The sequence below is a fragment of the Peribacillus sp. YIM B13477 genome (assembly GCF_042787955.1).
Classification (GTDB): domain Bacteria; phylum Bacillota; class Bacilli; order Bacillales; family DSM-1321; genus Peribacillus; species Peribacillus frigoritolerans.
This window is the reverse complement of sequence record NZ_JBHZPD010000001.1, coordinates 1,051,345-1,077,084: the sequence shown is the minus strand read 5'-3', so window position 1 is coordinate 1,077,084 and position 25,740 is coordinate 1,051,345. Positions and strand designations below refer to the sequence as shown.

At 40.3% G+C, this 25,740-nt stretch carries 23 protein-coding genes; 8 read left to right on the top strand and 15 right to left on the bottom strand.

Annotated features, from left to right (window positions below; genetic code table 11):
* Positions 1-16 precede the first annotated feature (16 nt).
* Both ade and ACFX4H_RS05250 read left to right on the top strand, forming a co-directional pair.
* Entirely contained in the window at positions 17-1,780 is a 1,764-nt protein-coding gene (gene ade, locus ACFX4H_RS05255) for an adenine deaminase (protein ID WP_377434341.1), read from the top strand.
* A 144-nt stretch (positions 1,781-1,924) separates the two neighbouring features.
* Positions 1,925-2,983, top strand: coding sequence for a lactonase family protein (locus ACFX4H_RS05250; protein ID WP_328138373.1), 1,059 nt, complete (start codon positions 1,925-1,927; stop codon positions 2,981-2,983).
* A 62-nt stretch (positions 2,984-3,045) separates the two neighbouring features.
* Here the strand turns inward: ACFX4H_RS05250 and ACFX4H_RS05245 are convergent, their stop codons facing one another.
* The 5 genes from ACFX4H_RS05245 to ACFX4H_RS05225 form a co-directional block, all read right to left on the bottom strand.
* Positions 3,046-3,843: an endonuclease I family protein gene (locus tag ACFX4H_RS05245; protein ID WP_377434339.1), complete on the bottom strand. Its 798-nt coding sequence runs from the start codon at positions 3,841-3,843 to the stop codon at positions 3,046-3,048.
* Between the two features lie 94 nt (positions 3,844-3,937).
* Entirely contained in the window at positions 3,938-4,552 is a 615-nt protein-coding gene (locus ACFX4H_RS05240) for an NUDIX hydrolase (RefSeq protein WP_063591023.1), read from the bottom strand.
* A gap of 286 nt (positions 4,553-4,838) precedes the next feature.
* Positions 4,839-6,179: an aspartate aminotransferase family protein gene (locus ACFX4H_RS05235; protein WP_377434337.1), complete on the bottom strand. Its 1,341-nt coding sequence runs from the start codon at positions 6,177-6,179 to the stop codon at positions 4,839-4,841.
* A gap of 71 nt (positions 6,180-6,250) precedes the next feature.
* Positions 6,251-7,708: a CoA-acylating methylmalonate-semialdehyde dehydrogenase gene (locus ACFX4H_RS05230; protein ID WP_245405446.1), complete on the bottom strand. Its 1,458-nt coding sequence runs from the start codon at positions 7,706-7,708 to the stop codon at positions 6,251-6,253.
* A 221-nt stretch (positions 7,709-7,929) separates the two neighbouring features.
* Complete coding sequence (locus ACFX4H_RS05225) at positions 7,930-8,478, bottom strand: GNAT family N-acetyltransferase (RefSeq protein ID WP_063591020.1); 549 nt, start codon at positions 8,476-8,478, stop codon at positions 7,930-7,932.
* A 121-nt stretch (positions 8,479-8,599) separates the two neighbouring features.
* Between ACFX4H_RS05225 and ACFX4H_RS05220 the strand changes: the two genes are divergently transcribed.
* Positions 8,600-9,556 (top strand): D-2-hydroxyacid dehydrogenase, encoded by a 957-nt coding sequence (locus ACFX4H_RS05220; RefSeq protein WP_241636292.1) that lies wholly within the window; start codon positions 8,600-8,602, stop codon positions 9,554-9,556.
* Between the two features lie 184 nt (positions 9,557-9,740).
* Entirely contained in the window at positions 9,741-9,941 is a 201-nt protein-coding gene (locus ACFX4H_RS05215; RefSeq protein WP_029714163.1) for a cold-shock protein, read from the top strand.
* A 221-nt stretch (positions 9,942-10,162) separates the two neighbouring features.
* Here the strand turns inward: ACFX4H_RS05215 and ACFX4H_RS05210 are convergent, their stop codons facing one another.
* The 9 genes from ACFX4H_RS05210 to ACFX4H_RS05170 form a co-directional block, all read right to left on the bottom strand.
* The gene (locus ACFX4H_RS05210; protein WP_197281826.1) at positions 10,163-11,017 is read right to left on the bottom strand and encodes a crotonase/enoyl-CoA hydratase family protein; all 855 of its coding nucleotides are present in this window, start codon (positions 11,015-11,017) and stop codon (positions 10,163-10,165) included.
* 205 nt (positions 11,018-11,222) lie between these two features.
* Positions 11,223-12,215, bottom strand: coding sequence for an ABC transporter ATP-binding protein (locus tag ACFX4H_RS05205; protein ID WP_063591019.1), 993 nt, complete (start codon positions 12,213-12,215; stop codon positions 11,223-11,225).
* A 13-nt stretch (positions 12,216-12,228) separates the two neighbouring features.
* Positions 12,229-13,242 (bottom strand): ABC transporter ATP-binding protein, encoded by a 1,014-nt coding sequence (locus ACFX4H_RS05200; RefSeq protein ID WP_034307038.1) that lies wholly within the window; start codon positions 13,240-13,242, stop codon positions 12,229-12,231.
* Between the two features lie 49 nt (positions 13,243-13,291).
* Entirely contained in the window at positions 13,292-14,221 is a 930-nt protein-coding gene (locus tag ACFX4H_RS05195) for an ABC transporter permease (protein WP_098185390.1), read from the bottom strand.
* The gene (locus tag ACFX4H_RS05190; RefSeq protein ID WP_034311122.1) at positions 14,221-15,150 is read right to left on the bottom strand and encodes an ABC transporter permease; all 930 of its coding nucleotides are present in this window, start codon (positions 15,148-15,150) and stop codon (positions 14,221-14,223) included. The genes ACFX4H_RS05195 and ACFX4H_RS05190 overlap by 1 nt, the downstream gene beginning before the upstream one ends.
* Before the next feature lie 133 nt (positions 15,151-15,283).
* Entirely contained in the window at positions 15,284-16,918 is a 1,635-nt protein-coding gene (locus ACFX4H_RS05185) for a peptide ABC transporter substrate-binding protein (protein WP_377434332.1), read from the bottom strand.
* Positions 16,919-17,602: 684 nt separating this feature from the next.
* Positions 17,603-18,037, bottom strand: coding sequence for a DMT family transporter (locus tag ACFX4H_RS05180; RefSeq protein WP_034307046.1), 435 nt, complete (start codon positions 18,035-18,037; stop codon positions 17,603-17,605).
* A gap of 155 nt (positions 18,038-18,192) precedes the next feature.
* Positions 18,193-18,771, bottom strand: a complete 579-nt coding sequence (locus tag ACFX4H_RS05175) for a GNAT family N-acetyltransferase (RefSeq protein ID WP_057277520.1) — start codon at positions 18,769-18,771, stop codon at positions 18,193-18,195.
* Positions 18,772-19,270: 499 nt separating this feature from the next.
* On the bottom strand, positions 19,271-19,555 hold the full coding sequence (locus ACFX4H_RS05170) for an FAD-dependent oxidoreductase (RefSeq protein ID WP_152607906.1): 285 nt from the start codon (positions 19,553-19,555) through the stop codon (positions 19,271-19,273).
* Between the two features lie 514 nt (positions 19,556-20,069).
* Between ACFX4H_RS05170 and ACFX4H_RS05165 the strand changes: the two genes are divergently transcribed.
* The 4 genes from ACFX4H_RS05165 (at position 20,070) to ACFX4H_RS05150 (ending at position 22,893) form a co-directional block, all read left to right on the top strand.
* Positions 20,070-20,699, top strand: a complete 630-nt coding sequence (locus tag ACFX4H_RS05165; RefSeq protein WP_377434330.1) for a CAP domain-containing protein — start codon at positions 20,070-20,072, stop codon at positions 20,697-20,699.
* 285 nt (positions 20,700-20,984) lie between these two features.
* Positions 20,985-21,326, top strand: coding sequence for a helix-turn-helix domain-containing protein (locus ACFX4H_RS05160; protein ID WP_377434327.1), 342 nt, complete (start codon positions 20,985-20,987; stop codon positions 21,324-21,326).
* 69 nt (positions 21,327-21,395) lie between these two features.
* On the top strand, positions 21,396-21,869 hold the full coding sequence (locus ACFX4H_RS05155) for a hypothetical protein (protein ID WP_377434325.1): 474 nt from the start codon (positions 21,396-21,398) through the stop codon (positions 21,867-21,869).
* A gap of 424 nt (positions 21,870-22,293) precedes the next feature.
* Positions 22,294-22,893: an exonuclease domain-containing protein gene (locus ACFX4H_RS05150; protein ID WP_084737742.1), complete on the top strand. Its 600-nt coding sequence runs from the start codon at positions 22,294-22,296 to the stop codon at positions 22,891-22,893.
* A 448-nt stretch (positions 22,894-23,341) separates the two neighbouring features.
* Here the strand turns inward: ACFX4H_RS05150 and ACFX4H_RS05145 are convergent, their stop codons facing one another.
* Positions 23,342-25,738: a YhgE/Pip family protein gene (locus tag ACFX4H_RS05145; protein ID WP_377434322.1), complete on the bottom strand. Its 2,397-nt coding sequence runs from the start codon at positions 25,736-25,738 to the stop codon at positions 23,342-23,344.
* Between the last annotated feature and the right edge of the window lie 2 nt (positions 25,739-25,740).

Here is a 25,740-nt window from a genome sequence, read left to right as displayed (position 1 = left end):
TATGGCCAAAGGGGTTATGAATATGAAAAAAAACTTGCTTAAAAGGAGAATTGACGTTGCAACAGGAAGAACACCTGCAGATTGCGTCATTAAGAACGGGCAAATCATAGATGTATTCAATGGTGATATCTATACTGGCGACATTGCGATCGCCGATGGTTATTTTGCTGGAATTGGGCGTTATGAGGGTACTTCGGAAATCGATGCTTCAGGAAAATTCGTATGCCCTTCCTTCATAGATGGCCATGTTCATATAGAATCATCGATGGTCAGGCCATATGAACTTGCAAAAATCCTCCTTTTACATGGTGTGACCTGCATCGTTGCAGATCCTCATGAAATTGCCAATGTTTCTGGCAAAAAGGGCATGGAATATATGATTGAACAATCCGATCAACTTCCTTTTGATTTTTACTTCATGATGCCCTCTTGTGTACCTGCTACGGAGTTTGAACATTCTGGTGCTGTCTTAAGAAGTGAAGATTTAATTTCCTTTTATCAAAACCCGAGAGTGCTTGGTTTAGCCGAAGTAATGAATTTCCCTGCCGTTTCACATACAGATGAGGATATGCTGCAAAAAATTTACGATGCAAACAGACTGGGCAAAAGCATCGATGGTCATGCAGCTGGATTATCCGAACAACAGCTCGATGTTTATCTAAGTGCAGGTATTAAAACAGATCATGAATGCACTACAGCGGAAGAGGCAAAAGAAAGACTGCGTAAAGGAATGTATCTTATGATCAGGGAAGGCACCGTCGCCAAAGACTTAATTAACCTGATTCCAGTTATTAATGAGAAGAACTCCCGCCGTTGTTTATTCGTCACCGATGACCGGCACCTAGATGATATAGTTTCTGAAGGAAGTATCGATCACAACGTTCGACTTTCCATAGAAACAGGTGTCCCGCCAATTACCGCCATTCAAATGGCGACCATTAATGCAGCAGAATGCTTTGGATTAAAGGAACATGGTGCAATTGCACCTGGATACAAGGCAGACTTCCTACTACTGGATGATCTTGATTCAGTCATCCTCCATTCGGTCTTCAAAGATGGAAAGCTTATGGTACAAAGTAATCGATTGCTTAACTATCCAGCTGATGAGAAACAGGTTATTACCGACGGGTTGAAGCACTCTGTTCAATTTCATGAAATAACCGGAGATGATTTCGCGATACCTTTTAAAAATGAGTTCGCTAATATTATTGAGATAACTCCAAACAGCTTGATTACAAAGCATTCGATTGAACCGGTCACACTTAATCATGATGGTCTATTTCAGTTCTCCGAACATGTTGATCATCTAAAACTTGCTGTTATTGAACGGCATCATATGACCAAACAAGTGGGCCTGGGAATCGTCAAAGGGCTCGGGTTGAAATCAGGAGCCATTGCCACGACAGTAGCCCATGATTCACATAATTTGATCATAGCCGGAACGAATGACCAGGATATGCTTCTGGCAGCTAAGGAAATCAAAAAAATGCAGGGTGGATTGACTGTAATCCAAAATGGGGAAATACTAGCTTCCCTTCCCCTTCCAATAGCTGGATTGATGAGTGAATGCAATTATATGGATGTGGTCGATTCATTGAAGCACATCGATGAAGCCTTATTGAAACTCGGTGCTAACAGGCATTTCAACCCTTTTCTTACACTTGCCTTCATGGCGCTACCAGTCATCCCTGAAATCAAACTGACGGATCAGGGTTTATTTTCCGTTTCTGAGTTTAGGCATATACCCATCGAAGCTTCAAGGCCAGTCGATTTAAATTAACCCGCTAGGCGGGTTTTTTTCTTATCACCCCAAAAAATTTTAAAAGAAAAAGGTTCCGACTCAACATAAAACGGGAAAAGGATATATGCGCATCATCTATGTTAAAATAAAAATAAACACAATTCTTTGTTGGAGGAGATAAATATGGCAAAACATGATCAACAGAACATCATTGGATACATAGGCACTTACACAAAAGGAAACAGCGAAGGTATTTACCGATTTACTTTAGATACAGCAGAAGGAAAGCTCAGCACACCGGTTCTTGCAGCAGAATTGACCGATCCGACTTATGTCGCAATCAGCCAGGACAAAAAGAATCTCTACGCCATTTTAAAAGAAGCGGGCAGCGGTGGAGTTTCAGCCTATTCGATTAATGAAGATTCAGGTGAGCTTACCTTCTTAGGCAAACAACTTACACCAAATGGCTCTTCTTGCCATATAAGTGTCGACAGCAAGAAACAGGTTTTGGTCACTTCCAGTTATGGAGAAGGCGTGATTGAATCATATCCGCTTCATGACGATGCGACACCTTTGCCTGTATTATCAACTGTTCAACATGAAGGGCATGGACCGAATGAAGAACGTCAGGAAAAAGCACACACTCACTTCGCTGGTTTCACCCCGGATGAAAGGTTCATTGCTGTTGTCGACCTCGGAATAGATAAAGTAATAACCTATAAAATACATAATGGGGTTTTGGAAGAAGTAAACAGCTTATCTGTTACTCCCGGCAGCGGACCACGGCATCTGACCTTCCACCCAAACGGTAAATTTGCGTATGTCATGGCAGAACTTGTACCAGAAGTGATTGTTTTGAGCTTCGATAGTCAAACCGGTAGTTTTTCTGAATTGCAAACGGTACGGACCGTCCCGGAAGATTTCAAGGAAAATAACCAAGGAAGCGCCATTCATATTTCTGATGACGGGCGATTCATATATGCCGCAAACCGCGGACATGATAGTATTGCCGTTTACGAAATCAATCAAGAAACAGGCAAACTGGCATTCGTGCAGCTGGTTTCCACCGAAGGACATTGGCCGCGTGATTTTTCATTGGACCCTAGCGGAAAATTTCTGATCGCTTCAAATGAACAATCAGGAAACTTAACGCTATATGCCCGGAATGAACATGACGGAAAATTAACATTATTGCAAAAGGATGTTCAAGTTCCCTTCCCTGTTTGCGTAAAATTCTTATAATCCATAATAAAAGAGGATTGAAGCTTTCACTGCAGCTTCAATCCTCTTTTTTATGCCCTACTTTAATTCCAATTCTCTGCCATTTCAGGAAAATCTATATATGGGTTACGATTACCCTGCATTTCATGTATAGCGAGGTTTCTATGTTTTTCATAAGTTCTGACGGGAAAAAGCCGATGCCATTCCAAAAGCAGTGCCAAGTCGACTTTGCCGCTATCGATGATTCCCTCATATCTGAGTAAAAAATACAAAGTTGCCCTCGCCACGATCCCTTTTCCGTATTCGGGCTCGAATTTACTTTCGTCTGATTTCCCGCATCCCGCTTTTATACCGGCAGCCGATCTTTCAGGGATATAATCCTCAAAATCATGGTATGGATAGTTACTCCGGCTGCTATTACACGTTGGTTCACAGGCGAACAGATGATGCAAATCCCCCCTCATCGGTTCTTTTTTATCGAACCATGATTGAGGCACTACATGTTCACAATTAACGAGAATATTCTCCGAATTTGTTGATTCAATACCTCTTGACAACACTTCCAGTATACGGATATCTTCCTCTATCACTTGTGCAGGATCCATCCCTTTACCAGAATACAGACTTTTCAGCTGGCCATTTTCCTGTATGTCCACCCATGGGTAAACATGACGATGCGGTGAGTAGTTCAGCTGGTTTTTATGGGTTGCCACAAGTAGGTCCTTCAATCCTTCCCGGTCCAAGGAACCATCTTTGTAGTATGACAGCTTAAGTTCCTGATCTTTGGTTTCATCATAGTATTCGCGGTTTTCATTAAAGTTGACTAGTGCAGCCATTGCCATTTCCCGTTCTTTTTCAAGTACTTCAAAACTATACTTCATCCACTCATCCCCCCGCTTCTATTAAAAACCTAACTTTTACCATAATTAAAGCTTAATAGAAATAGACCGAAAAAAAAAGGTGCTTTAGAAGGGTCTAACGAAGAATTTCAATAAAATGGGTAAGGATTTTCGCTGTCATTCCCCAGATTACCCGACCATTATATAAGTAAAAATACTCTTCCATCTGTTTTGGCTGCCATTTATAATTCTCCCCGCCAACGACTAAATCATGGGGGAAGTTTGCATGCGGTTCCACTTTATATTCGACATGATAAATTTCTGGGGGTTTTTCCATGAAAAAGGAAAGCGGGACCGTAAAAATGGTTTCTACCTCAGCTGGATTAGGTATTATCCGTTTATGGTTCCGAACAAATCCTGCATAAGGATAGACAATCATCCCGAATGGAGATACCAAATAATCGATCGGAAAGACGTTTTCGATATCTTCTTTACGCAAATTAAGTTCCTCATATGTTTCCCTTAGGGCAGCAGCCTGTTCATCATGATCCAGCTTGTCTATTTTCCCGCCCGGAAAACATATATCCCCCGGCTGCCTCCTCAGTTTGTGTGAACGCTCTTCGAAAAGAACATGAATTCCATCTTCTTTCTCTATTAGCGGTACCAATACAGCATACTTTGAAAAATTCCCACTCCCTAAAATTTCTGGGATATGTAATGTTAATTTTTTTGTTATATCTTCATTATTCATGTTCCTCACCTCTTCTGCCGGATAATATAGATATTCTATCACTACTCCTTATCATTCCATTTTCGAACATCCGCTATAACTAAGCAAGGAAAACGATTCCAAAATATCGCCTTTAATTTCTACTAGATTCCTTTACCTCTTATTCTTCCTTGATCATAGACAAAAGCACCGTTCAAAGTTCCGAACGGCGCTAAAACTGACGTATCAGCCTCATTTAAAAAGCAAGTTATGTGTATCAACAGGCACATGCGTGAAATCGTTGAATATTCAGTTTTTTCATTTTACTTTATAGTTCAGCTAACGTTCGCTTTACCGTCGCTATGATGAATGCAAAATCCTCTTCAGTTATACTAAGTGGGGGAGCAAGAGTCAGGATATTATTGAAACCTGCTACTGTATCGCCATTTTTCCCTATGATCAGCCCCTTTTCTTTGCATGAAGCAATGACTTTATTGATTTTGGAAAGTTCGATCGGCTGTTTTGTCAGTTTATCTTCCACTAGTTCAATGCCTACCAACAAACCTTTCCCGCGTACATCCCCAACATTGGGATGAGATTTGATTTCTTCAAACTCTTGCAGAAAGCGTAGCCCTAACTCCTTGGACCGTTCAATTAGTTTTTCATTTTCATATATTTCAATATTCTTCAAAGCGACGGCACAGGCAGCAGGATTGCCGCCAAATGTATTTACATGCCGAAAGCGGTCATAAACGTCTGAGCCAATATACGCTTCATAAATTTCACGTTTGACGGCAGTAGCGGATAATGGCAAATAAGCGCTCGTGATTCCTTTAGCCATTGTTACGATGTCTGGTTTTACATCATAGTTCATAAATCCGAATTTCTTACCAGTTCGGCCAAACCCGCAAATGACCTCATCCGAAATGAGAAGGACACCATTTTTCTCACAAGTTTCTTTGACACGTTTCATATAGCCATCGGGCGGCATCAAAATTCCGCCCCCGGTGATGATTGGTTCCATGATGACCGCAGCCACCGTTTCGCTCAGCTCCCATGTAATGGTATTTTCAATTTCCGCTGCACTTTTTTCACCGCTTTCATCCTCTGGATTTCGGTAAGAATCTGGCGGTGATACATGAAGAAACCCTGGGGCGAGAGGTTCGTATTTATATTTTCGCTGTGCCTGCCCGGTAGCTGACAGGGCTCCCATTGAATTGCCATGATAGCCGCGATAACGCGAAATGAATTTATAGCGTCCATGTTCACCCTTTTGCTGATGATACTGCCGCGCAATTTTAAAGGCCGCCTCATTGGCTTCCGAACCGCTGTTAGAGAAGAAAATCACATAATCCCCACCAAGCCATTCATTTAATTTGTCCGCTAGCTTAATAGCCGGGATGTGGCTATTCGTTAAAGGGGCATATGGAAGTTCCTTCAGCTGCTCGTAAGCTGCTTCAGCCAGTTCCGTGCGGCCATAACCGACGTTGACACACCATAAACCAGACATCCCATCCAGGAAGCGATTCCCATCAACATCCGTAATCCATGCTCCTTGCCCGTTTTTAATCACCATTGCACCAGGGGTGGGTTCAGCCCCTTTCATATGATGCCACACATATTTACCATCCATCGCTTTAAGATCCTGACCCTGTTTTTCAACCTGCATAAGCTACACTCCTCCTAAAATAATGTATAAAGGAAGGCCGACCACAAATTGCGCCGACCCCCTTTTTCCTATCAGTATCTTGCCGTTAACATTTTCTTTCTGGTGTAAAATTCCACGCCGTCTTTCCCATTGGCATGAAGGTCCCCATAAAACGAACTTTTATATCCGGAAAATGGAAAGAATGCCATTGGCGCGGGTACCCCAAGGTTAATGCCAAGCATCCCTGCATCAATTTCTTCGCGAAATTCCCGGATGGCTTTTGCACTATCCGTATAGAGGCAGGCACCATTGGCAAATTCGGATTGATTGGTCAATTCAATTGCTTCTTCAAGAGTATTAACTCGTACTATGGATAAGACAGGAGCAAAAATTTCATCACTCCATATTTTCATGTTTGTTTTTACATGATCAAATAATGTCGGTCCAACGTAATAGCCTTTTTCCTGATCGCCTTCATTCCTGCCATCACGAAGGAGGACAGCTCCTTCTTTTTCCCCGATTTCAATATATTGTTCTGTTCTTTTTTTATGAGTATCACGGATTACAGGTCCCAGGAAAACGTCCTTATCCATTCCATTTCCAATCTTGATGTTGTCCGCTGCAGCCTTTAATTTCTCAACGAGCGTATCTCCCACTTCTCCCACCGCAACAACCACTGACGCAGCCATGCAGCGCTCGCCTGCAGATCCGAAAGCTGCATTCGTTATGTTCGTTACGGCATTATCCAAATCTGCATCAGGCATGACGATCGAATGATTTTTCGCACCCGATAAAGCCTGGACACGTTTTTTATTGGCAGCTGCCGTTTTGTATACATACTCTGCGACAGGCTGGGATCCCACAAATGATACCCCTTTAATGTCTTCATGTTCCAAAATCCCATTCACGACATCGTGGGCACCATGGACAATATTGACAACACCATCCGGAACACCGGCTTTTGTCAATAATTCCACGAGACGGTTGGCCAAAAGCGGTGTCCGTTCTGAAGGTTTTAAGATAAACGTATTTCCACAAGCTATTGCCAGCGGGAACATCCAACATGGCACCATCATCGGGAAATTAAACGGCGTAATCCCGGCAACGACACCCATTGGATAACGATACATGCCAGATTCAATGCCTGGGGAAATATCAGGAAGCTGACTTCCCATCATCAAGGTAGGGGCACCTGCTGCGAACTCCACGCATTCAATCCCGCGCTGAACCTCACCATATGCTTCTGTATAGCTTTTTCCGTTTTCCATAGTGACCAGCTTTGCAAGCTCATCCCAGTGTTCAATCAGTAATTGCTGGTAACGGAATAAGAAGCGAGCTCTTTTTGGAACGGCGACCTTTTTCCATTCTTTATACGCCTTTTTAGCAACCTCCACCGCTTGGTTTACATCTTCCTTTGTTGAAAGGGGTACGATTGCCAATGCTTCTCCTGTTGCCGGGTTAGGCACTTGTTCATGTTTCGAAGTTGTGGAATCAACCCATTTGCCACCGATATAATTTTTCAACGTTTCTACTTCATTGATAACTGTCATTAAATAAACCCTCCATTTCAACACGATTTCATAGTTTCATTATATTTTTCAAAACGACTTTTTACATTAGACGTTTTGTATAGTTTTTGATTCAATATTTGCACATATTGTTTGTTTCTGGCTTTCCCATATCCATCATTATCAACAACAGAAATTCACGATTCGCAAACGATGTATATTTTTCTTATTACTTTCCCTTAAATCAGCTGACTTCGCAGCCATCATTTTATAATGGAATATAGCTTTATGTCTTGATGCTTCCCCTTGACGAACATTCCTTTTCTGATGATTCCCTCAAAAGACATACCAGCCTTTTGCATGACTCGCTCTGAACCTGAATTTTCAACGAAGCATCTTGCCTGTATTCGAACTAGGTTCATATTTTCGAAGCCAAAGGCGATTATCTTTTGGGCTGCCTCCGTCATCAAGCCACTCCCCCAATATTCTGGTGCAAGCACATACCCTATTTCCGCACTATGATGGTCAACCTGCCATGAAACAAAATCAATGGTACCAATCAACTTACCGCTTTCCTTGTGTTCTATGCCCCATGGAGCGATTTTCTTATCCTCATAATTTTGTAGGATAAATCGGATAAAATCTTTTGTATCACTTAGGGAACGATGGGCTTCCCATGTGACGTAACGGGAAACTTCATTGTTGGATGCATAAGCGAACATGTCTTCGGCATCATTCATGGTGACTTTCCTCATGATCAATCGTTTTGATTCCAGGGCAGGCAGCTGTCCATATATCTCTTTCACGTTCATGATTACACCCCATTCCATTGATTATTAGTATTATAGCAAGATTGGTAAGCAATCGACTTCCCAATTGAAATATTATCGAAACTTACGTATAATTCAGAAAAAAATATCCAGGAGGATAATTATGCCAAAAAGAAAACTCATAATAAGCCAAAATTTGAATGAAATCTTATTACAGAAGATCCAAGAATTGATTCCTGAGTGGACTGTTATCACCGGGAGATCCCCGGAAAAATGGAGAGATCATATTGCCGATGCAGAAGTCATCGCAGGCTGGAAAGCGGAAATGTCTGTATCGATTGCTGCAAGCGATGTTAAATGGATCCAGACATGGAGTGCAGGAGTGAATGCTTTACCCCTGGACAATTTAGAACAAAAGAATGTTCAGATTACAACTGCAAACGGCGTTCATGCGTATCCCATTTCAGAGACAATTTTCGCGTTAATGCTTGCCTTAACAAGAAAAGTAGATACATATATTAAGCAACAGCAGACAAGGACCTGGCATCACGCACATATGAAGCAGGAAATTCATGAAAAGACCATCGGAATCATCGGTGTCGGGAAAATCGGAAAGGAAACCGCAAAAATTGCCAAGGCTTTTGGCATGACCGTATTAGGGATGCGCCATTCCGGTAAATCAGAAGAATTCGTAGATGAGATGTTCACACAAAAACAATTGATTGAACTTCTTCCTAGGTGTGATTATATTGTCGTGACATTACCATTGACCCCAGAAACAAGGAATATGTTCGGTAAAAAGGAATTCAAGTTAATGAAGCGCTCCGCATTTTTCATTAATATAGGAAGGGGAAACCTCGTCATTCAAAACGAATTGATTCAAGCGCTTAAGGACAAAGATATTGCAGGTGCTGGTCTTGATGTGTTTGAAACGGAGCCACTTCCTGAAAATAGCCCTTTATGGGAGTTGAACAACGTGATCATCACGCCGCACACATCCGGAAATACGGAATTTTACGACCAAAGGCTAATTCAGGATATTTTCATCCCGAATTTAAAGGACTATCTAAATGGTAAAACACCTTCAACAAATTTACTTGATTACAAAAAAGGGTATTAAGAATTGTTCATTTTCTGTATACATTAATAATCTTTCCTTGTTAGCTTGCAGATTCCGACATTATCTGTTATATTTAAAAAGAATTATTTTTGTTCGGGAAGATTGATAAGTGAAAAACTTTTCGTCTAATGATTGAGCAAGGGTAGTAACACAATGTGTGGATTCACACTAGGAGGCAACAACAATGGAACAAGGTAAAGTAAAATGGTTTAACGCAGAAAAAGGATTTGGCTTCATCGAACGCGAAAACGGAGACGATGTATTCGTACATTTCTCAGCTATCCAAAGCGAAGGATTCAAATCATTAGACGAAGGTCAAGAAGTTACTTTTGAAGTTGAGCAAGGTCAACGTGGACCCCAAGCTACTAACGTTCAAAAAGCATAATTTTAAATACAATATATAACGGACCCTACTTGTAGGGTCTGTTTTTTTTGATCAAAAAAACAATCATAAAAAAACCCTATTCACAGGGAATAGGGAACATGAAACAAGTTTAGTAAATGGTAAACCTAGTATAACACACTAAGAAAAGAAACCCTAATTTATCCGAAAAGTAAAAATTATCAAGCACTTCCGATGCCCTCGATATCGACCTTACCATTCATTCATTTCTTATCCGCTTCATATGTTCGATCCGTTCCCCACGGATAAAACGGAGGCATATCCGTGCTGCTTTTCATTTTGAAATCGGCTTTCCTTTTTTCGAGAAAAGCTTCGATTCCTTCTAGTGCATCAGCTTGTTTTCCGGTCCAATGAATCATTTTCGATTCTATTTTGTGTGATTCAACAGGATGGTTCGCACCGAGCATGGACCACATTAACTGCCGGGATAGCGTCACAGAGACGGAAGATGTATTTTCCGCAATGTCTGTCGCAATCTCCATTGCTGCAGACATCAATTCTTCTGGCTCGACGATCTTGTTTACCAGCCTTCCCTCATATGCTTCACTGGCCGTAATCATCCTGCCGGTAAAAATCCATTCGGAAGCTTTGCCCATTCCGACAAGCCTAGGCAAGAACCAGCCGCTGCATGCCTCCATCGTTATCCCCCGCCTTGCAAATACAAAACCCATCTTTGCATCTGTTGAAGCAATTCTAATGTCCATGGGCAAAGTCATTGTTATCCCAATCCCGACTGCCGCTCCATTAATGGCTGCTATCATAGGTTTCTTCATCTCAAAAATCCGTAATGACAACATTCCTCCTGCATCGCGATATTCAACCAAAGGAGTGTGATCCATAAACGTTTCTGCACCTTTTTCCAAATCCATTCCAGCACAAAAAGCATCCCCAGCGCCAGTTAATATGACGGCTCTTACATCATCATTTTCATCCGCTTCATTAAAAGCGCGAATCATCTCCTCACACATTTTTTCATTGAAAGCATTCATTCTCTCTGGACGATTAAGAGTAACAATCATGACACGATCGACGATCTCACTAGTTATCGTGGAATACAATAACAGTCCCTCCTTCTCTCACAAATTGAAACATTCAACAGAATTTTATATTTACATATAATTACATTTTATATGTTTTAATTTCAGATTCCTAGTTTTTTATTTTGACATGCTGATAAATAATTTGATAATCGTTTCTATTCTAAAAATATTTTACATAAATGTGTAAAAAAAGACCAGTCGCAAATGCAACTGGTTTTTTTGTTTACCAATATAAATGACAAGCAACGAAATGCCCTGGTTTTTGTTCTTTCCATTCAGGTACAGCACTGGAGCATATCTCCATCGCCTTAGGGCAGCGCGTCCGAAATACACAGCCGCTCGGCGGATTGATCGGACTTGGTACATCGCCTTTAAGGACGATCCTTTCCCGTTTAATAGTCGGGTCTGGTATCGGCACTGCGGATAGCAAGGCCTGTGTGTATGGGTGTAGCGGATCTTTCGTTAAAGAATCACTATCCGAAAGTTCCATCATTCTTCCAAGGTACATGACTAAAATGCGATCTGAAATATACTTGACCATCGATAAATCATGCGCGATGAATAAATAAGTCAATCCCATTTCTTTTTGCAGTTCTTTTAATAAGTTAACCACTTGGGCCTGTATCGAAACATCCAAGGCAGAGATTGGTTCATCACAAACGATGAATTTAGGATTTAGAGCCAATGCCCTTGCAATTCCAATACGCTGCCGTTGTCCACCACTGAATTCATGCGGAAAACGAGTGATATGTTCCGGACTTAAACCAACCAGCTTTAACAGGTCTTCCACCCGTTTTCTTCGCTCTTTACCTTTTGATATCCCATGAATGGCAAGTGGTTCCCCAATCAATTCCTCCACCTTCATCCTTGGGTTCAAGGATGCGTAAGGATCTTGGAAAATCATTTGTATTTCACGGCGGATATGTGACATTTCCCCAGGTTTGTAATCGAAAATATTTTTCCCCTGAAAAAGAACTTCTCCATCTGTCGGTTCATATAATCGAGTGATTGTACGACCTGCAGTCGACTTACCGCAACCGCTTTCCCCAACAAGACCGACAGTTTCCCCTGGATAGATTTTGAGATCCAAACCATCTACCGCTTTCAGCGATTGAGAACCGATAGGAAAATGCTTCTTCAGATTCTTTATTTCAACAAGAGGAGAATTTTCGTTGTATGTCTTTTCTTTTTCGGCCTTATTTTTCAGTGAAACCATTGGTTCTCCTCCTTTATACATTAGTCGGTGCTTGTACCTGTGCTGCCTTGGCCATCGGGTGGTGCAGCCAGCATGCGGCTGTCTGACCTTCTTCCACTACTTCAAGCTCCGGATCATGGTCTTTGCACACTTTCATTGCTGATTCACATCTTGGGTAAAATGGGCATCCTTTTGGCGGATCCAATAAATCAGGTGGTGATCCGATAATCGGAACCAACGGAGCCGTTTTTTCCATATCCAGCCTCGGCACCGTTTTAAGCAAACCTCTTGTATAAGGATGCTGCGGGTTTGAAAATATAGCCTCTACCGTACCCGTCTCCACTACCTTGCCTGCATACATGACGACTACCCGTTCACAAGTTTCCGCAACCACACCTAAATCATGAGTGATTAAAATGATGGAAGTATCCATTCTTCGTTGGATATCTTTCATCAGTTCCAAAATTTGCGCTTGTATCGTTACATCCAATGCAGTTGTAGGTTCATCGGCAATCAGTAATTTCGGTTCACAAGCAAGGGCCATCGCTATCATTGCCCTTTGGCGCATACCACCTGAAAACTCATGCGGATATTGCTGCATCCTTTTTTCCGGCTGTGGAATACCTACTAGTTTCAGTGTTTCCAACGCCCGTTCGTATGCATCATTTCGGGACATATTTTTATTATGCTTTAAAATGCCTTCCATGATCTGGCTGCCGATTTTTGTCGTTGGATTGAGCGAAGTCATCGGATCCTGGAAAATCATGCTGATTTCATTCCCTCGAATCCTCTGCATTTCCTTTTCACTCATTTTAAGAAGGTCTTTACCGCCAAAGTTTATCGACCCTTTTCCATACTCTGCCGGGGGTGTTTCCAATAATCTCATGATTGATTTCGCTGTAACACTTTTGCCGCATCCGGACTCCCCAACAATCGCAACGGCTTCCCCCTTTTTCACGCCAAAGTTCACACCGCGAACCGCTTGCACTTTACCTGCATAAGTATGGAAGGTGATTTGTAAATCGTTGACTTCTAATAGGTTCTCCATCATCGTCCCTCCTATTCTAGTAATATCAATTCATTATGTTAGGACTCATTTATTTCCGTAGTTTTGGATCTAAGGCATCCTGCAATCCGTCACCAGCCACATTGAACGCGAACATCGTTAAGGAAATCAATATTGCCGGGATTAACAGTTGATAGAAATTCCCTACCAGAATGCTTCCCAGTGCATCACTTGTCAATGTTCCCCAGCTTGCCTGAGGTGCCGGAACTCCCAGTCCCAAAAAGCTAAGTGTAGCTTCGGCAAAAATGGCAGTAGGTACAGTCAACGTTAAATTGACAAGGATCGGTCCCATTGTATTTGGAATCATGTGTTTTCTTAAAGTCCAGCTCGTATTGGCTCCAGAGATTGTTGCAGCATGGATATATTCATTCTCTTTCAGTTGTAAAACCTGGCCCCGTACCAGTCGCGCCATCGGAATCCACCCCGTAATCGACATCGCAATGATGATCGGCAGAATACCAGGTTTTAATACGACCATCATTAAGATAACCATCAATAGGTATGGAATCGCATAGATCACCTCAGCGAAACGCATCATGATATTATCCGTGCGTCCACCGCGAATGGCAGAAATCCCGCCATAAAGGACACCAATTAAAAAGTCGATCAGCGCTGCCATCAATCCAATGAACAAGGATATCCTTGCACCGTACCACGCTCGCGTAAATAGATCCCTTCCTGATGAATCCGTTCCAAACCAATGCTCGCTATTTGGGCTAAGATTCTTTTTATCGAAATCTTGTCCATAATAAGTATATCCGTTAATGTACGGACCAAAAATCGCCATCAATACCAAGAGGATTATAAGAATAAACCCCGTCATCGCCAGCTTATTTTCTTTAAATCGACGCCAGACGTCAGACCAATATGAAACTGTAGGTCTTGCTATTTTTTCAGCTTCCTTAAAGTTGCCTTCGGCGGGTTGGAACATATCTTCGGTTAAATGCACTTTATCTGCCATTATTTCTTCTCCCCCGTCACTTTAATTCTAGGATCAATCAACGTATAGGCTATATCAACGATGAATATCAATAAAATAAGCACCGCACTATACACAATTGTGGAACCAAGAATCACCGGGTAGTCCCTGTTGGATATTCCCTTTACGAACATATCTCCCATGCCAGGAATACCAAAAATACGTTCAATGATGAAGCTTCCTGTCACGATATTAGCCGTAAGGATGCCGAGAACCGTGATTATCGGCAATAACGCATTCCGAATCGCATGTTTGATTATGACACCGCTCCGTTTCAATCCTTTGGCTTTTGCTGTCAAAATGTAATCCTGCCCCATTACTTCAAGCATGCTTGTCCGCATCAGTCTCGCGATGAAAGCAAGCGGCATCATGGAAAGGGCAATGGATGGTAAAATGGTATGCTGCCATGTCGCCCATGTAGCAACAGGGAATATATTCCATTTAATCGCAAAATAATTGATTAAAATAGTCGCCAGGATAAAGTTAGGAACGGAAATCCCTACGATGGCAATGATCATCGATAAATAGTCGGGCCATTTATTTCTTTTCAGTGATGCCACGACACCCAAAATGAGGCCAAAGAAGATGGCAATCACCAAAGCTTGTGCCCCTAAGTGCAATGACACCGGAAACCCCTTCAAAATGTAATCATTCACGGAAATGGATGAGGATTTCAATGAAGGACCAAAATCAAATTGAACGACTTCCAATAAATAATTCCCATATTGGGTCAACAACGGCTTGTCCAATCCATAGTGGACTTGAAGGTTTTCATAAACGGCAGGAGGCATGGCTCCTTCTTTTGCAAATGGATTTCCCGGAATCGTATGCATTATGATGAACGTTAATGTAATAACAGCCCATAAAGTAATAATCGCCCATTTAAAACGGTTTAATGTATATCTCAACATGGTAATCACCCCAATCATCGATTTTCTAAGAAGTTGAAAACGGAAATGAATGCATGAAATATTCAAATTCGCAATTGAAAAATGGGGTATGTCCTTAATCGGACATACCTCCCATTTCACTATTATCCTTCTATTATTTTTTATCCGCGTAAATAAAGTTCGGATAAGCGTTAATTGGAGCATAAACTCCAGTAACATTCGATTTAACCATATATGGTTTTGTATAGAAGTAAACCGGAAGGATCGGCATTTCGTCAATCATGACTTTCTCTGCTTTATGCAAAGCATCCATGCGTTCTTTTGGATCCATTGTAGATTTTGCTTCTTTTAATAAATTATCATACTCTTTGTTTGACCAACCTGCATCATTATAGGCGCCGTCCGTTTCCCAAAGCATGAATGTCATAGGGTCAACATAGTCACCAACCCATCCTGCACGGGAAATTTCAAAGTCACCAGCTTTTTCACGGTCAAGCTTAACTTGGAATTCCGCATTTTCAAGTGTCACTTCAACACCCAGGTTATCACGCCACATTCCTTGAACCGCTTCAGCAATTTTCTTGTGTGAATCTAAAGTGTTATACAAAATTGAAAACTCAGGTAATTCTTTCATGCCTTCTTCAGCAAGTCCTTCTTTTAACAATTTCTTAGCTTCGGTAACATCTTCCTTAAATAGGTTACCTGTATTTTCCTGGAAATCTCCAGATGCATCAGGAATTCCCGGAGGGACTACGCCAAAAGCAGGCTTTTGTCCGCCTTGAGCAACATTTTCGGTGATTTTTTGACGCTCGATAGCCATTGAAAGCGCTTTCCTTACTTTAGCATTATTGAAAGGTTTCACTTCTGTATTAAAGTTGTAATAGTAAACGGCAAGTTCTTTGCCCATTTTGAATTCTTTATCATCAGAATTGACCATTTGACCTTGAATATCCACTGGCAGTGGATAAGCGAGGTCCAATTCGCCACTCTGATACATTTGCCATGCTGTATTTTCATCCTCAATTAGAGCAAAGTTAACCGCATCCAATTTGATTTTATCTTTATCGTAGTAATTTTCATTCTTTTCGATTTTCAGGCTTTCTTTATGTTTCCATTCCGTTAATTTGAACGGCCCGTTTGAAACGTGAGTTTTTGCATCCAAAGCCCATTTTGGATTTTCTTCCTGTACCTTTTTATTGATTGGATAGAAAGTATAGAAAGAAGTCAAGTCAAGGAAATATGGTGTAGGCTGTTCCAAAGTAACGACTAATGTATGTTCGTCTGTCGCTTTAACCCCTACGTCCTCTTCCTTCCCTTTCTTACTGTTGTATGCTTCCCCGCCTTTAAGATAATAAAGTTGGTAAGCATAATCTGCAGCCGTTTCCGGTTTCAAAGCATATTTCCAAGCGTATTCGAAATCATTGGCTGTAAGCGGATCTCCATTTGACCATTTCAAACCATCTTTCAATTTGAATGTCCAAGTTAATCCATCTTCACTGATTTCCCATGATTCTGCAGAACCAGGAACGATTTTGCCTTCCTCTGTTTTCTTTGTCAGCCCCTCGAACGTATGTTCAAGGATCCATGATTCATGAGTACCTTGAGCATTTGCAGGGTGAAGCGAACCAGGTTCACTTGAATTGTTTACGTTTAATACTTTTGATCCGGATGAGTTACCCGAGCCCCCTTCTTTTTCATTCGAAGTTTCCTTCGAACCGCCGTTGCATGCCGCAAGCATAAGCATGATGGCCATAAGAAGAGCAAGCACTGAAAATTTAGACTTTTTCAAAAAATATTCCCCCTCATCTTTAATCTTTCTTAGAATACTCCCATTTAAGAGATTATCCTTCTAACACCTATTAATCTTCCGTATAGTACATATAATGATTGCGAGGAAAAGTAAAAGCATTCATTGCAGGAATTCACCAAAAACAATTAGCGAACCGTTTGCATAAATCTTAATTTCTACCTAAAAAAAGCAATTAATGCAGTTTACTAGGTATAAAATCACCTTTTTTTCACCTCGCCAAGGTTACTATACCTCGAATTAAAGATGTTGAATTTTAAGTATATTACGAATAAACCAAAAAATCAATAAACCGGTGAGTACTTTTTCACAATATAGTAATTAATTGCTAATCAATTCGATCTAGATACTAGGTAAATAGAAATGATCACCTAAAAAGACTTTCGACTTCCAGGTGTTTTTACAAACCCATCTAAATCAGTATTCATATAGGTTCTCTTGTCTATTTATTTCTCAATATTCTAATAATTCATATTAGGTTGATTACTAAGACAACTTTCCTAGCAAACCACCCCCTCTCAAATAATATATTTTAGCAGAATAATGCATTACTTGATTAAAATATTTAGTTCTCTTTAATCAATCTCCAAATAGTAGGCATTAACTATAGGGGAATAGAAATATTCCCCTATATGTACCCGTCGTTTCAATGAAAAGTGCCCTTCTTCATTTATGATTAAACAAATATAATGACACGAAAAGTAAACAAATTCCTGCCAACTTTTTCGCATCCAATGGGATGCGTACGCCTCCAAATAAACCGAAATGGTCAATGACTGCCCCAATAATTATCTGGCCTGCTATAACCCCGACCAATGCCGGTGCCACTCCAATCCGAGGCACGACCAATACGATCACAATGACATAAATAGCCCCTAACAGCCCGCCTGTTAATTGCCATTTGGGTACAGACGCGATGGCAGAAATATTCCCATTTCCCGCAAACAAAACAATAAATAATAAAGCGAGAGTCCCGATTCCGAACGAAATGAAGGAAGCTTCAATGACCCCCACTTTTTTTCCTAATCCACCATTGATTTGTCCTTGTATGGCAATGGTGATTCCGCCCAGGACCGCAAGCAACGGAAATAATATCTTCACAATGATTTTGCTCCTTTTTATGTCCATCCGGACTGATTAATGAATTCGCATACCATTTTAACATGAAAAATATGTATATTGTCCTTTACTGATATAAAATCATCTGCAAATAAAAAAACTGGCACTTTGGGCCAGCTGCAATCTTCTATACCAAACTAAAATCTATATGATTCCTGAACACTTTGTTGCCTTAACTGGCAATACTCCGTACTCAACAAGGAAAATACCAGGGCATCATGGTACTGATCACGAAGAAATAGATAACTTCTTAGGCTGCCTTCCTCTTTGAATCCAAATTTCTTCAGAAGGTTTCTGGATGCAATATTATCCTTGAAAGTTAAAGCGGCGATTCTGTTTAGTCTCAATTCCTCAAAGCAATAGCGCAATACTACGTTGACAGCTTCGGACGTAAAGTGTTTCCTCCAATATTCAGGATGGATTTCATATCCTATTTCGGTGCGTTTGTTGGCTAGGCTCAATTGATGCAGGCCAACAGTACCGATGAACTTGCCTGAATCCTTTAGAATGACTCCCCACCGCATCCCTCGTTTGTTTATATAAGCACTTTTAAACGAGTCGATTAAACGGCGGGCATCTTCTACTAGAGTTAAACTTTCTATCCCATCATATTTGGTCACTTCATCTTTAGAGAGGATTTCAAACAGACTCTCGGCATGATGGTGACCTATTTCGATTAAATGCAGTCTTTCTGTTTCCAATTCCTTAAACCACATCGAAGAATCCCTCCCGTATATTCAGCTGTCTACTTAATTCTATTCAAGATGAAGAGATACCTGTCTTAACGGACAATACTTTTTGAAAAATGCCTTAATCCCTGATTATTTTGGGAACGGTTGACACTGTAAGCCGTCACATTCCCGCCATAACCCAATAAGAAGTAGAATTAGGATGGTCAGGATACATTCCTATTGTCGGTAAACCATCATGGATCTCACAAAATAAAGCTCCCCAATAATAATCAGCCCAGATCCGATTCTCTTATTCTGGAAACAGATTGACAAGCTGCTTTATTAATTAATCTCTATTGTTCAAAATCATTGGATCCCTTTTCTCCAGATAACCGGTCGATTCATCAAGTCCACCAATGATAATTCGATTGTCAGGAGTTTTTCTTGCATTAAATAAGGCCGTGCCGTTTCCCAAATATCATATTATCATGCCATTTAGCTTGAGCGGCTATTTGATTTGTTGCTATGGCATATGAACTGAGAATCACTGCATGCTTTTCGAAACTGCCTTTTCAATCAATAAATGTACATGTTTATAAGGATTGATTTCAGCATCATTATCTGTAACCAGCGCTCCTGCTTTCGGAAACGAAAATTTCCAGTTAATCTCTTTTTCAGTATAATATTCAACAGGGAAATTGCGGGTTTTAAGATTCCTATATTCTTCTTTAAGCATAGGAACATCCATGGGATTGGATGCATAGTACAAGCTTTTTCCACTCATTTGAAAACTGTAAAAGTCCAGTGTTCGCAACCGTACTTCCTTCACTTGCATCCCTTTTATCGATCAGGAAAAAAATTAGGCCAGTCTCTGTCAAAAAATAGGCACAGTGTGTATGAACCGCTTCCTTCTATACAAACATCACATGGAAGGTCTACCTCCAACATGGGATATTTTCTCGCTTCAAATGTATCTTTTTAAAACACTTTCCCTGCCTTTAAATCCATACAAGCTCCACCCTTGGGGTAATTAATTAGTTTCATCCTTTTTAGTTCCATATAACTATATCGTTTTGATGTACTTATTATTTCCCTGAAAAACATGGCCTGCAAACGTAAAATGATTCTTTTTTTCCAGAAATTCAGCATTCCAATTTATCAAATAGACCTAGGATTTTCATTTACCATATAATCTGCCAAGTTATATGGACCCTTATTATGTATATTCTTATACTATCCTTTTTCCTAGTCCTATAAAGAATGAGAATGAGCTAATTTTACACAAAACTATTTTTATAGGATACTATATTACCAATCCAGATATTCTACTAGGAGGAATTAAAATGAAGAAAATCATCCTTTTATCAGCACTGTCACTATCACTTCTATCTCCAAATGTTGCTTTGGGAGCCAATACATACGAGGTGGCAGAAGGAGATACCTTAACGAAAATCGCTTCTGAATATGATGTCAGCATTGACGAATTACTTAAATCGAACTCTGCTATAAACGATGCAAATCAAATTCGAATCGGACAAATCATAAATCTTCCCGAATCATCCAATACCACGGTTAATCGCAAAGAAAGTCAGTCAGTTGAACAGCAGGTCCTTAGTTTAGTTAATGAAGAACGGGCAAAATCGGGCCTCCCTTCACTTAAAATGGATACAGCCATTTCCAACGTAGCCATTCTAAAATCTGAAGATATGCGTGATAATAATTATTTCAATCATACAAGCCCCAGTTATGGATCGCCTTTCGATATGATGAAATCCTTTGGGATCAGTTACGAGTACGCAGGGGAAAATATCGCAGCAGGTCAACCCAGTGCGGATGCTGTCATGAAATCATGGATGAACAGCCCCGGACATAAGGCGAATATTCTTAACAAGAACTATACGCACATTGGAATCGGACATGTAACTGGAGGGAAATACGCCCACTATTGGACCCAACAATTCATTGGAAATTAAAAGCTTTAGAGGCGGCAGATTGCCGCCTCTTTTTATTTATTCTTATATTCCAAGTCTAATGATTGCTATTATCAATGATTATATACCTTTCTCACTTTATATCGAAAAGACGTAATTTCAGTTTGATCGCTTCAATAAGAAAACGTTCTTTATTTTTTGTTGGATGGGTTACGCAAGGAAAACACGTAAAGTAGTTATATCATACTACCTTTCAATTATCTTACTGATAAAAATTAAATTATGTTAAAATAGTATTCTAGACATAGGTACAAAGGGGCAATTGTAATGAAAATAGAGGTTGGCTCTGTCATCAACGAATTACGAATAAAACAAAGTCTTACAAGAGAAGAACTGGCTAAGGATATATGTGAACCTAATGCCCTGTCAGATTATGAGGAAAGCATCACTTCTCCAACCATTAATGAATTGGGACTTTTTGCGGATAAACTAAAAGTTGACCTGCCGTTTTTCTTCACTACTAAAAATAAAAATGAACCGATTTATAATTACATAGAAACCATTAAACTTTTGATTAACAAATACAAACGGACACGTAACTATGAAGCACTTTATGAAATCGTCCAAAAAGAAATGGCAACTGCACCGGAAAAATCGATATCATTTTAATTCTTAAAATGGCATGAAGGTATCTCTTTTTTTCATTTGTATAATGACAAACAAAAGGCTATAGAATTATTGAATGAAGCCATGCAGATTACCATGGGTAAACGAGTCGTTCTTCATCAACAGGAGATAGAAGTTTTAAATAGTATCAGGATCATCCATTTTAAAACGAAGAATTATGAAGAGGCCATCACCATCTTCAATGATGCACTGGAATTTAACGAGAATATCCCCCTTGTGATTCAGGAAGGTACCATTATCGTGAAGATCATTCAAGGATTAGCACAAACATTGACTGAACTTCATTATTATCAAGAATCATTAAATTATACTCTTAAAGGGATCAACATTTGTAATTCGATAGAATCATTATATTTATATGCGGAACTCCATCTTTTAACTGGGAAGAATCTGGTTCATCTGCAACAACCTGAAGAAGGACTGCACTATATAAAGCAATCAAAAAACATTTTCAGTCTTCAAAAAAACGAAGAATTCGTACAAATTGCCGAACATGAAATGGAAAACATTTTGCACTGCATATGAACAGGGATAAAAAAGACAGAGATTGCTTATAAACTCTATCTCAGTAGACAAAAGGAGTTCTATCTAAATTTATATAAATAGTTGATTGGAGCGGGTGTGCGAGACTCCTGCGGGAATAGCAGTCCAAGGGAGACCCCACAGGCGCAAGTGCGCCGAGGGCGGACCGCCCGCGGAAAGCGAGTGCCCTACGTTCCAATTAACGTCCAAATTTGTATAAGCAAAAAAACAGTAGACAAATTCGATTTTCATCAAGTTTGTCTACTGTCTAAGATAGAGATTGCTTAAAAATCTCTATCTTTTTTTAGTATCGTTAGTTCACCCTTACCTTCAATATTTCAAATCCTTTAAAACGATCATAATGCTTTCAATAGCCATTCTATGTCAGCTATAATAGAAGAATGTAACCCAACTGGAGGAAAAAAAATTGACTAATAGATTAGGTTTAGTACTGGATGTAGAAACTACTGGTTTACGTCCCTCTTCAGATGAAATTATCGAGCTTGCCCTTATACTCTTTACATACAGCAGTGAAACAGGGGAAATCATTAATCTTATTGATCAAGAATCATTTTTAAGGGAGCCTCTCTCCTATGGAGCAAGAAGGAATTATGATCAAGCATACAGAATTCATGGAATTCCATACAGCTCCGTAGAAGGAAAGAGTTTTCATGATGAAAAAATTAAAACCTTCATTGACCGTACCGATTCGATTTTCGCACACAATGCTTCTTTCGATAGAAGTTTTCTCTACCAAATGTATCCGGAAATCAATGATCAAAAGTGGTACTGTACGATGCGTAATGTACCTTGGAAGCAATATGGATTTGAGAATAGTAAACTCTTAACATTACTGCAGGCACATAATATCACCAATTTTCAAACACATAGGGCCATGGACGATATATCTTATTTAATGGAGCTTATGAGAAAACCAGGTCCTTCTGGCCATCCTTATTTGAAGGATGTCATTGCAAAAAATCCAATGAAGAAATATGCACCTGCCACTCAAAAGACAAGGGTATAACAACTGTTTAAATACTTTTACACTCTTGTACAGGTTGCGCCATAGTTTTGTCAATATAATGGTTTTTTGACATCTTTCCCTTTCCTTGTGAGCAGGAAGCGCTTGTCACATATATTCAGGTTATTAATAAAAAACAGCGACCCATGACGGGTAGCTGTTTCAGTTTGTAGACAAAGGGGTTCGGAATTAAAAAATTCAGAACCCTCTTTGCAATATGTTTAGAAAGCATCCTCATCACCTCAATTTTTATAATTATATTTTAAAACAATATAGACTTTAGGCAAAAGGATTCTATCTAAAAGTTAAAACAAAGTTGATTGGAGCGAGTGCCCGAAGCGGAAATCAACGTCTAAATTGTACACCCATAAAAAAACTGTAGACAAACTCGATTTTCATCGAGTTTGTCTACAGTTTGAAACAGCGACCTAGATGGGTCGCTGTTTTTTGATCATTGTACAGTTGCTTCTTCCTGTTTTTCATTCAATGTGCCGTTCATTTTCTTATACCGATAAATAAAGTAAAGAAGAGATAATATTAATGCCGCAACAAGGAATATCGCCAATATGGCAAGATTGTGCCACATGAAGCTATAATCTCCTGTTGAGATGACGGCACGAAAAGAATTAATGGAATAAGTCATCGGCAGGAACGGTGTGAATCCTTGCAAGAAGCCAGGTACTAATTCATTGGGAAATGTTCCGCCACTGCTGGTCAGTTGGAGAATCAAAATCAATAATGCTATGAACCGGCCTGGATTGTCAAAGGCTGAACCCAGGAACTGGATGATTGCCATGAATGTGCAGCTAGCAAGAATGCTTACTGCAAAAAACAACGGCAGGCTCGTAACATTGATTCCAAGACCTAAAATTAAAATCGAGTCCACCAATATGGCTTGACAGATTCCGATGAGTGCCATGATACTGTATTTACTAATAAACCAGCTAAATCCACTCGCAGGTATAACAGCAGGATCTCTTAACGGGAAAATGATCGTCAGAACGATAGCACCGATAAATAAACTTAATGAAATTAAATACGGTGCAAAACTAGTGCCGTAGTTCGGTACATTATTAATTGGTAATTTATCTACTTTAACTGGGCTTGCAAACATGTCATAAACTTCTTCATTGGATTTGATCTTGCCTGCTTCATTTGCCCCGTCATTCAATTCGTCATGTAATTCTGCAGATCCATCTGAAAGTTTGGCGATTCCATCTTGTAACTTAATGGCTCCATTCGCCAGTTCTCCCATTCCGCTAGTTAGGCTGTTTGACCCCTCCTTCAATCTATCCGTTCCTGTAACCAGACCTTCCGAACCTTCGGAAAGCTGTGAGGTTCCACTTGATAATTGCTTGGAGCCATCTTCAAGCTGATCAAGCCCGCTTACCAAGTTATTGCTGCCTTCAGTTAATTGTCCAAGTCCACTCTGCGCTGAATCTATACTTTCGCCAAATGTCGTCAAACCAGACACCAATTGACCTTGGCCATTTTTCAGTTCATTCGCCCCATTGGCGAGTTTATCCTGAGCTTGCTTCAATTGCGTGAAACCGCCGCTTAACGCACTAGTGCCTTCACTTAACTGATTGGCTCCACCACTAAGGCTATTTGAGCTTTTAGCAATTTCGGTTGCACTGGCCGATAGTTTTCCCACTCCTTCAGATACTCCTTTACTACCTTCACTGATGCGTGTTAGAGAAGAAATCACTCCCTCCAAACGCGCTTTCTCTGCAGGATCAGCCGTAGCTTCAGATTGTTGTTCCAATCCGGAAATAACCTCGTCCAAACCTGCCGAAACTTCAGATGCCCCCGCTTTTGCTTCGTTCGATGCAGCGCTCCATTCAGACAATGAACCTGAAAGCTGGGCAGCACCAGCCGCTACACCATTTGCTCCCTCAGTCAAAGCGGGCAGCTTTTCATCTATTTGATTGAAGCCCTCTAATGACTGCTGCAATCCAGAGGCCAATTCACCAGTTCCCGCTTCAGATTTCTTGGCCCCTTGCAAAAGCTCGGATTGACCATCTTTCATTTGCCCAACACCAGAGCTGAACTGTTGTAACCCTTGATTAAGTTCCTTTGATCCTGCAGCTGCCGAACCGACCCCATTAGAAAAGGTCAATGATTTTTCAGCTAATTTTTCCAGGTTTTCATGGATTTCGACAGAACCTGAATGAAGGGAGTCAATTCCTTCATCCACTTTTTTGGAACCTTCTTTAGCTGAGATAATCCCTTCACCAAGTTCACTGGAGCCGTTTTTCACTGTATCTGTTCCGTCTTTCAATTCTCCAGCCCCATCACTGGCACTTTTGAGTCCGTCAGCCACTTCGTTCAAATTATCGAACATTGACTCCGCATAGGTTTTCGTAACCGCCGACGAAACCTCCCCTTTGATTCTCTCCGAAGCTGCATCACCTATTTTAGTGGATATATAATTGAACCCTTCATTGGACGTATAAATTAAATCAAGTTTTTTCGGATTGTCCTCCTGCAAGGTCGTTGCATTCTTCGAAAAGTTTTTCGGAATTTCTATTTTCATGTAATAATCTTGATTTTCAAGGCCTTCATTGGCTTCTTTTTGACTAACGAAATGCCAATCGAAATCCTTCTTTTCCTTTAACTCCTTGACTAAATCTTTTCCTATTGTAAGTTCCGTTTCATTGAACTCCGCACCCTCATCCAAATTGACAATGGCTACAGGCAATTGATCCACCTTACCATATGGATCCCAAAATGCCCAAAGGAATGTGCCGCTATATAATAAAGGAATCAGTATGATCCCTATTATGGAAATGAGTATCATAGGATGTTTTATTATGGCTAAAAATTCACCCTTTAAAGATTTTAACACGC

Excerpts from the sequence above, each read along its gene's own strand:
- ade (WP_377434341.1), top strand. The coding sequence starts at position 17 with ATGAATATGAAAAAAAACTTGCTTAAAAGGAGAATTGACGTTGCAACA.
- ACFX4H_RS05250 (WP_328138373.1), top strand. The coding sequence starts at position 1,925 with ATGGCAAAACATGATCAACAGAACATCATTGGATACATAGGCACTTAC.
- ACFX4H_RS05245 (WP_377434339.1), bottom strand. The coding sequence starts at position 3,843 with ATGAAGTATAGTTTTGAAGTACTTGAAAAAGAACGGGAAATGGCAATG.
- ACFX4H_RS05240 (WP_063591023.1), bottom strand. The coding sequence starts at position 4,552 with ATGAATAATGAAGATATAACAAAAAAATTAACATTACATATCCCAGAA.
- ACFX4H_RS05235 (WP_377434337.1), bottom strand. The coding sequence starts at position 6,179 with ATGCAGGTTGAAAAACAGGGTCAGGATCTTAAAGCGATGGATGGTAAA.
- ACFX4H_RS05230 (WP_245405446.1), bottom strand. The coding sequence starts at position 7,708 with ATGACAGTTATCAATGAAGTAGAAACGTTGAAAAATTATATCGGTGGC.
- ACFX4H_RS05225 (WP_063591020.1), bottom strand. The coding sequence starts at position 8,478 with ATGAACGTGAAAGAGATATATGGACAGCTGCCTGCCCTGGAATCAAAA.
- ACFX4H_RS05220 (WP_241636292.1), top strand. The coding sequence starts at position 8,600 with ATGCCAAAAAGAAAACTCATAATAAGCCAAAATTTGAATGAAATCTTA.
- ACFX4H_RS05215 (WP_029714163.1), top strand. The coding sequence starts at position 9,741 with ATGGAACAAGGTAAAGTAAAATGGTTTAACGCAGAAAAAGGATTTGGC.
- ACFX4H_RS05205 (WP_063591019.1), bottom strand. The coding sequence starts at position 12,215 with ATGGTTTCACTGAAAAATAAGGCCGAAAAAGAAAAGACATACAACGAA.
- ACFX4H_RS05200 (WP_034307038.1), bottom strand. The coding sequence starts at position 13,242 with ATGGAGAACCTATTAGAAGTCAACGATTTACAAATCACCTTCCATACT.
- ACFX4H_RS05195 (WP_098185390.1), bottom strand. The coding sequence starts at position 14,221 with ATGGCAGATAAAGTGCATTTAACCGAAGATATGTTCCAACCCGCCGAA.
- ACFX4H_RS05190 (WP_034311122.1), bottom strand. The coding sequence starts at position 15,150 with ATGTTGAGATATACATTAAACCGTTTTAAATGGGCGATTATTACTTTA.
- ACFX4H_RS05175 (WP_057277520.1), bottom strand. The coding sequence starts at position 18,771 with ATGTGGTTTAAGGAATTGGAAACAGAAAGACTGCATTTAATCGAAATA.
- ACFX4H_RS05165 (WP_377434330.1), top strand. The coding sequence starts at position 20,070 with ATGAAGAAAATCATCCTTTTATCAGCACTGTCACTATCACTTCTATCT.
- ACFX4H_RS05160 (WP_377434327.1), top strand. The coding sequence starts at position 20,985 with ATGAAAATAGAGGTTGGCTCTGTCATCAACGAATTACGAATAAAACAA.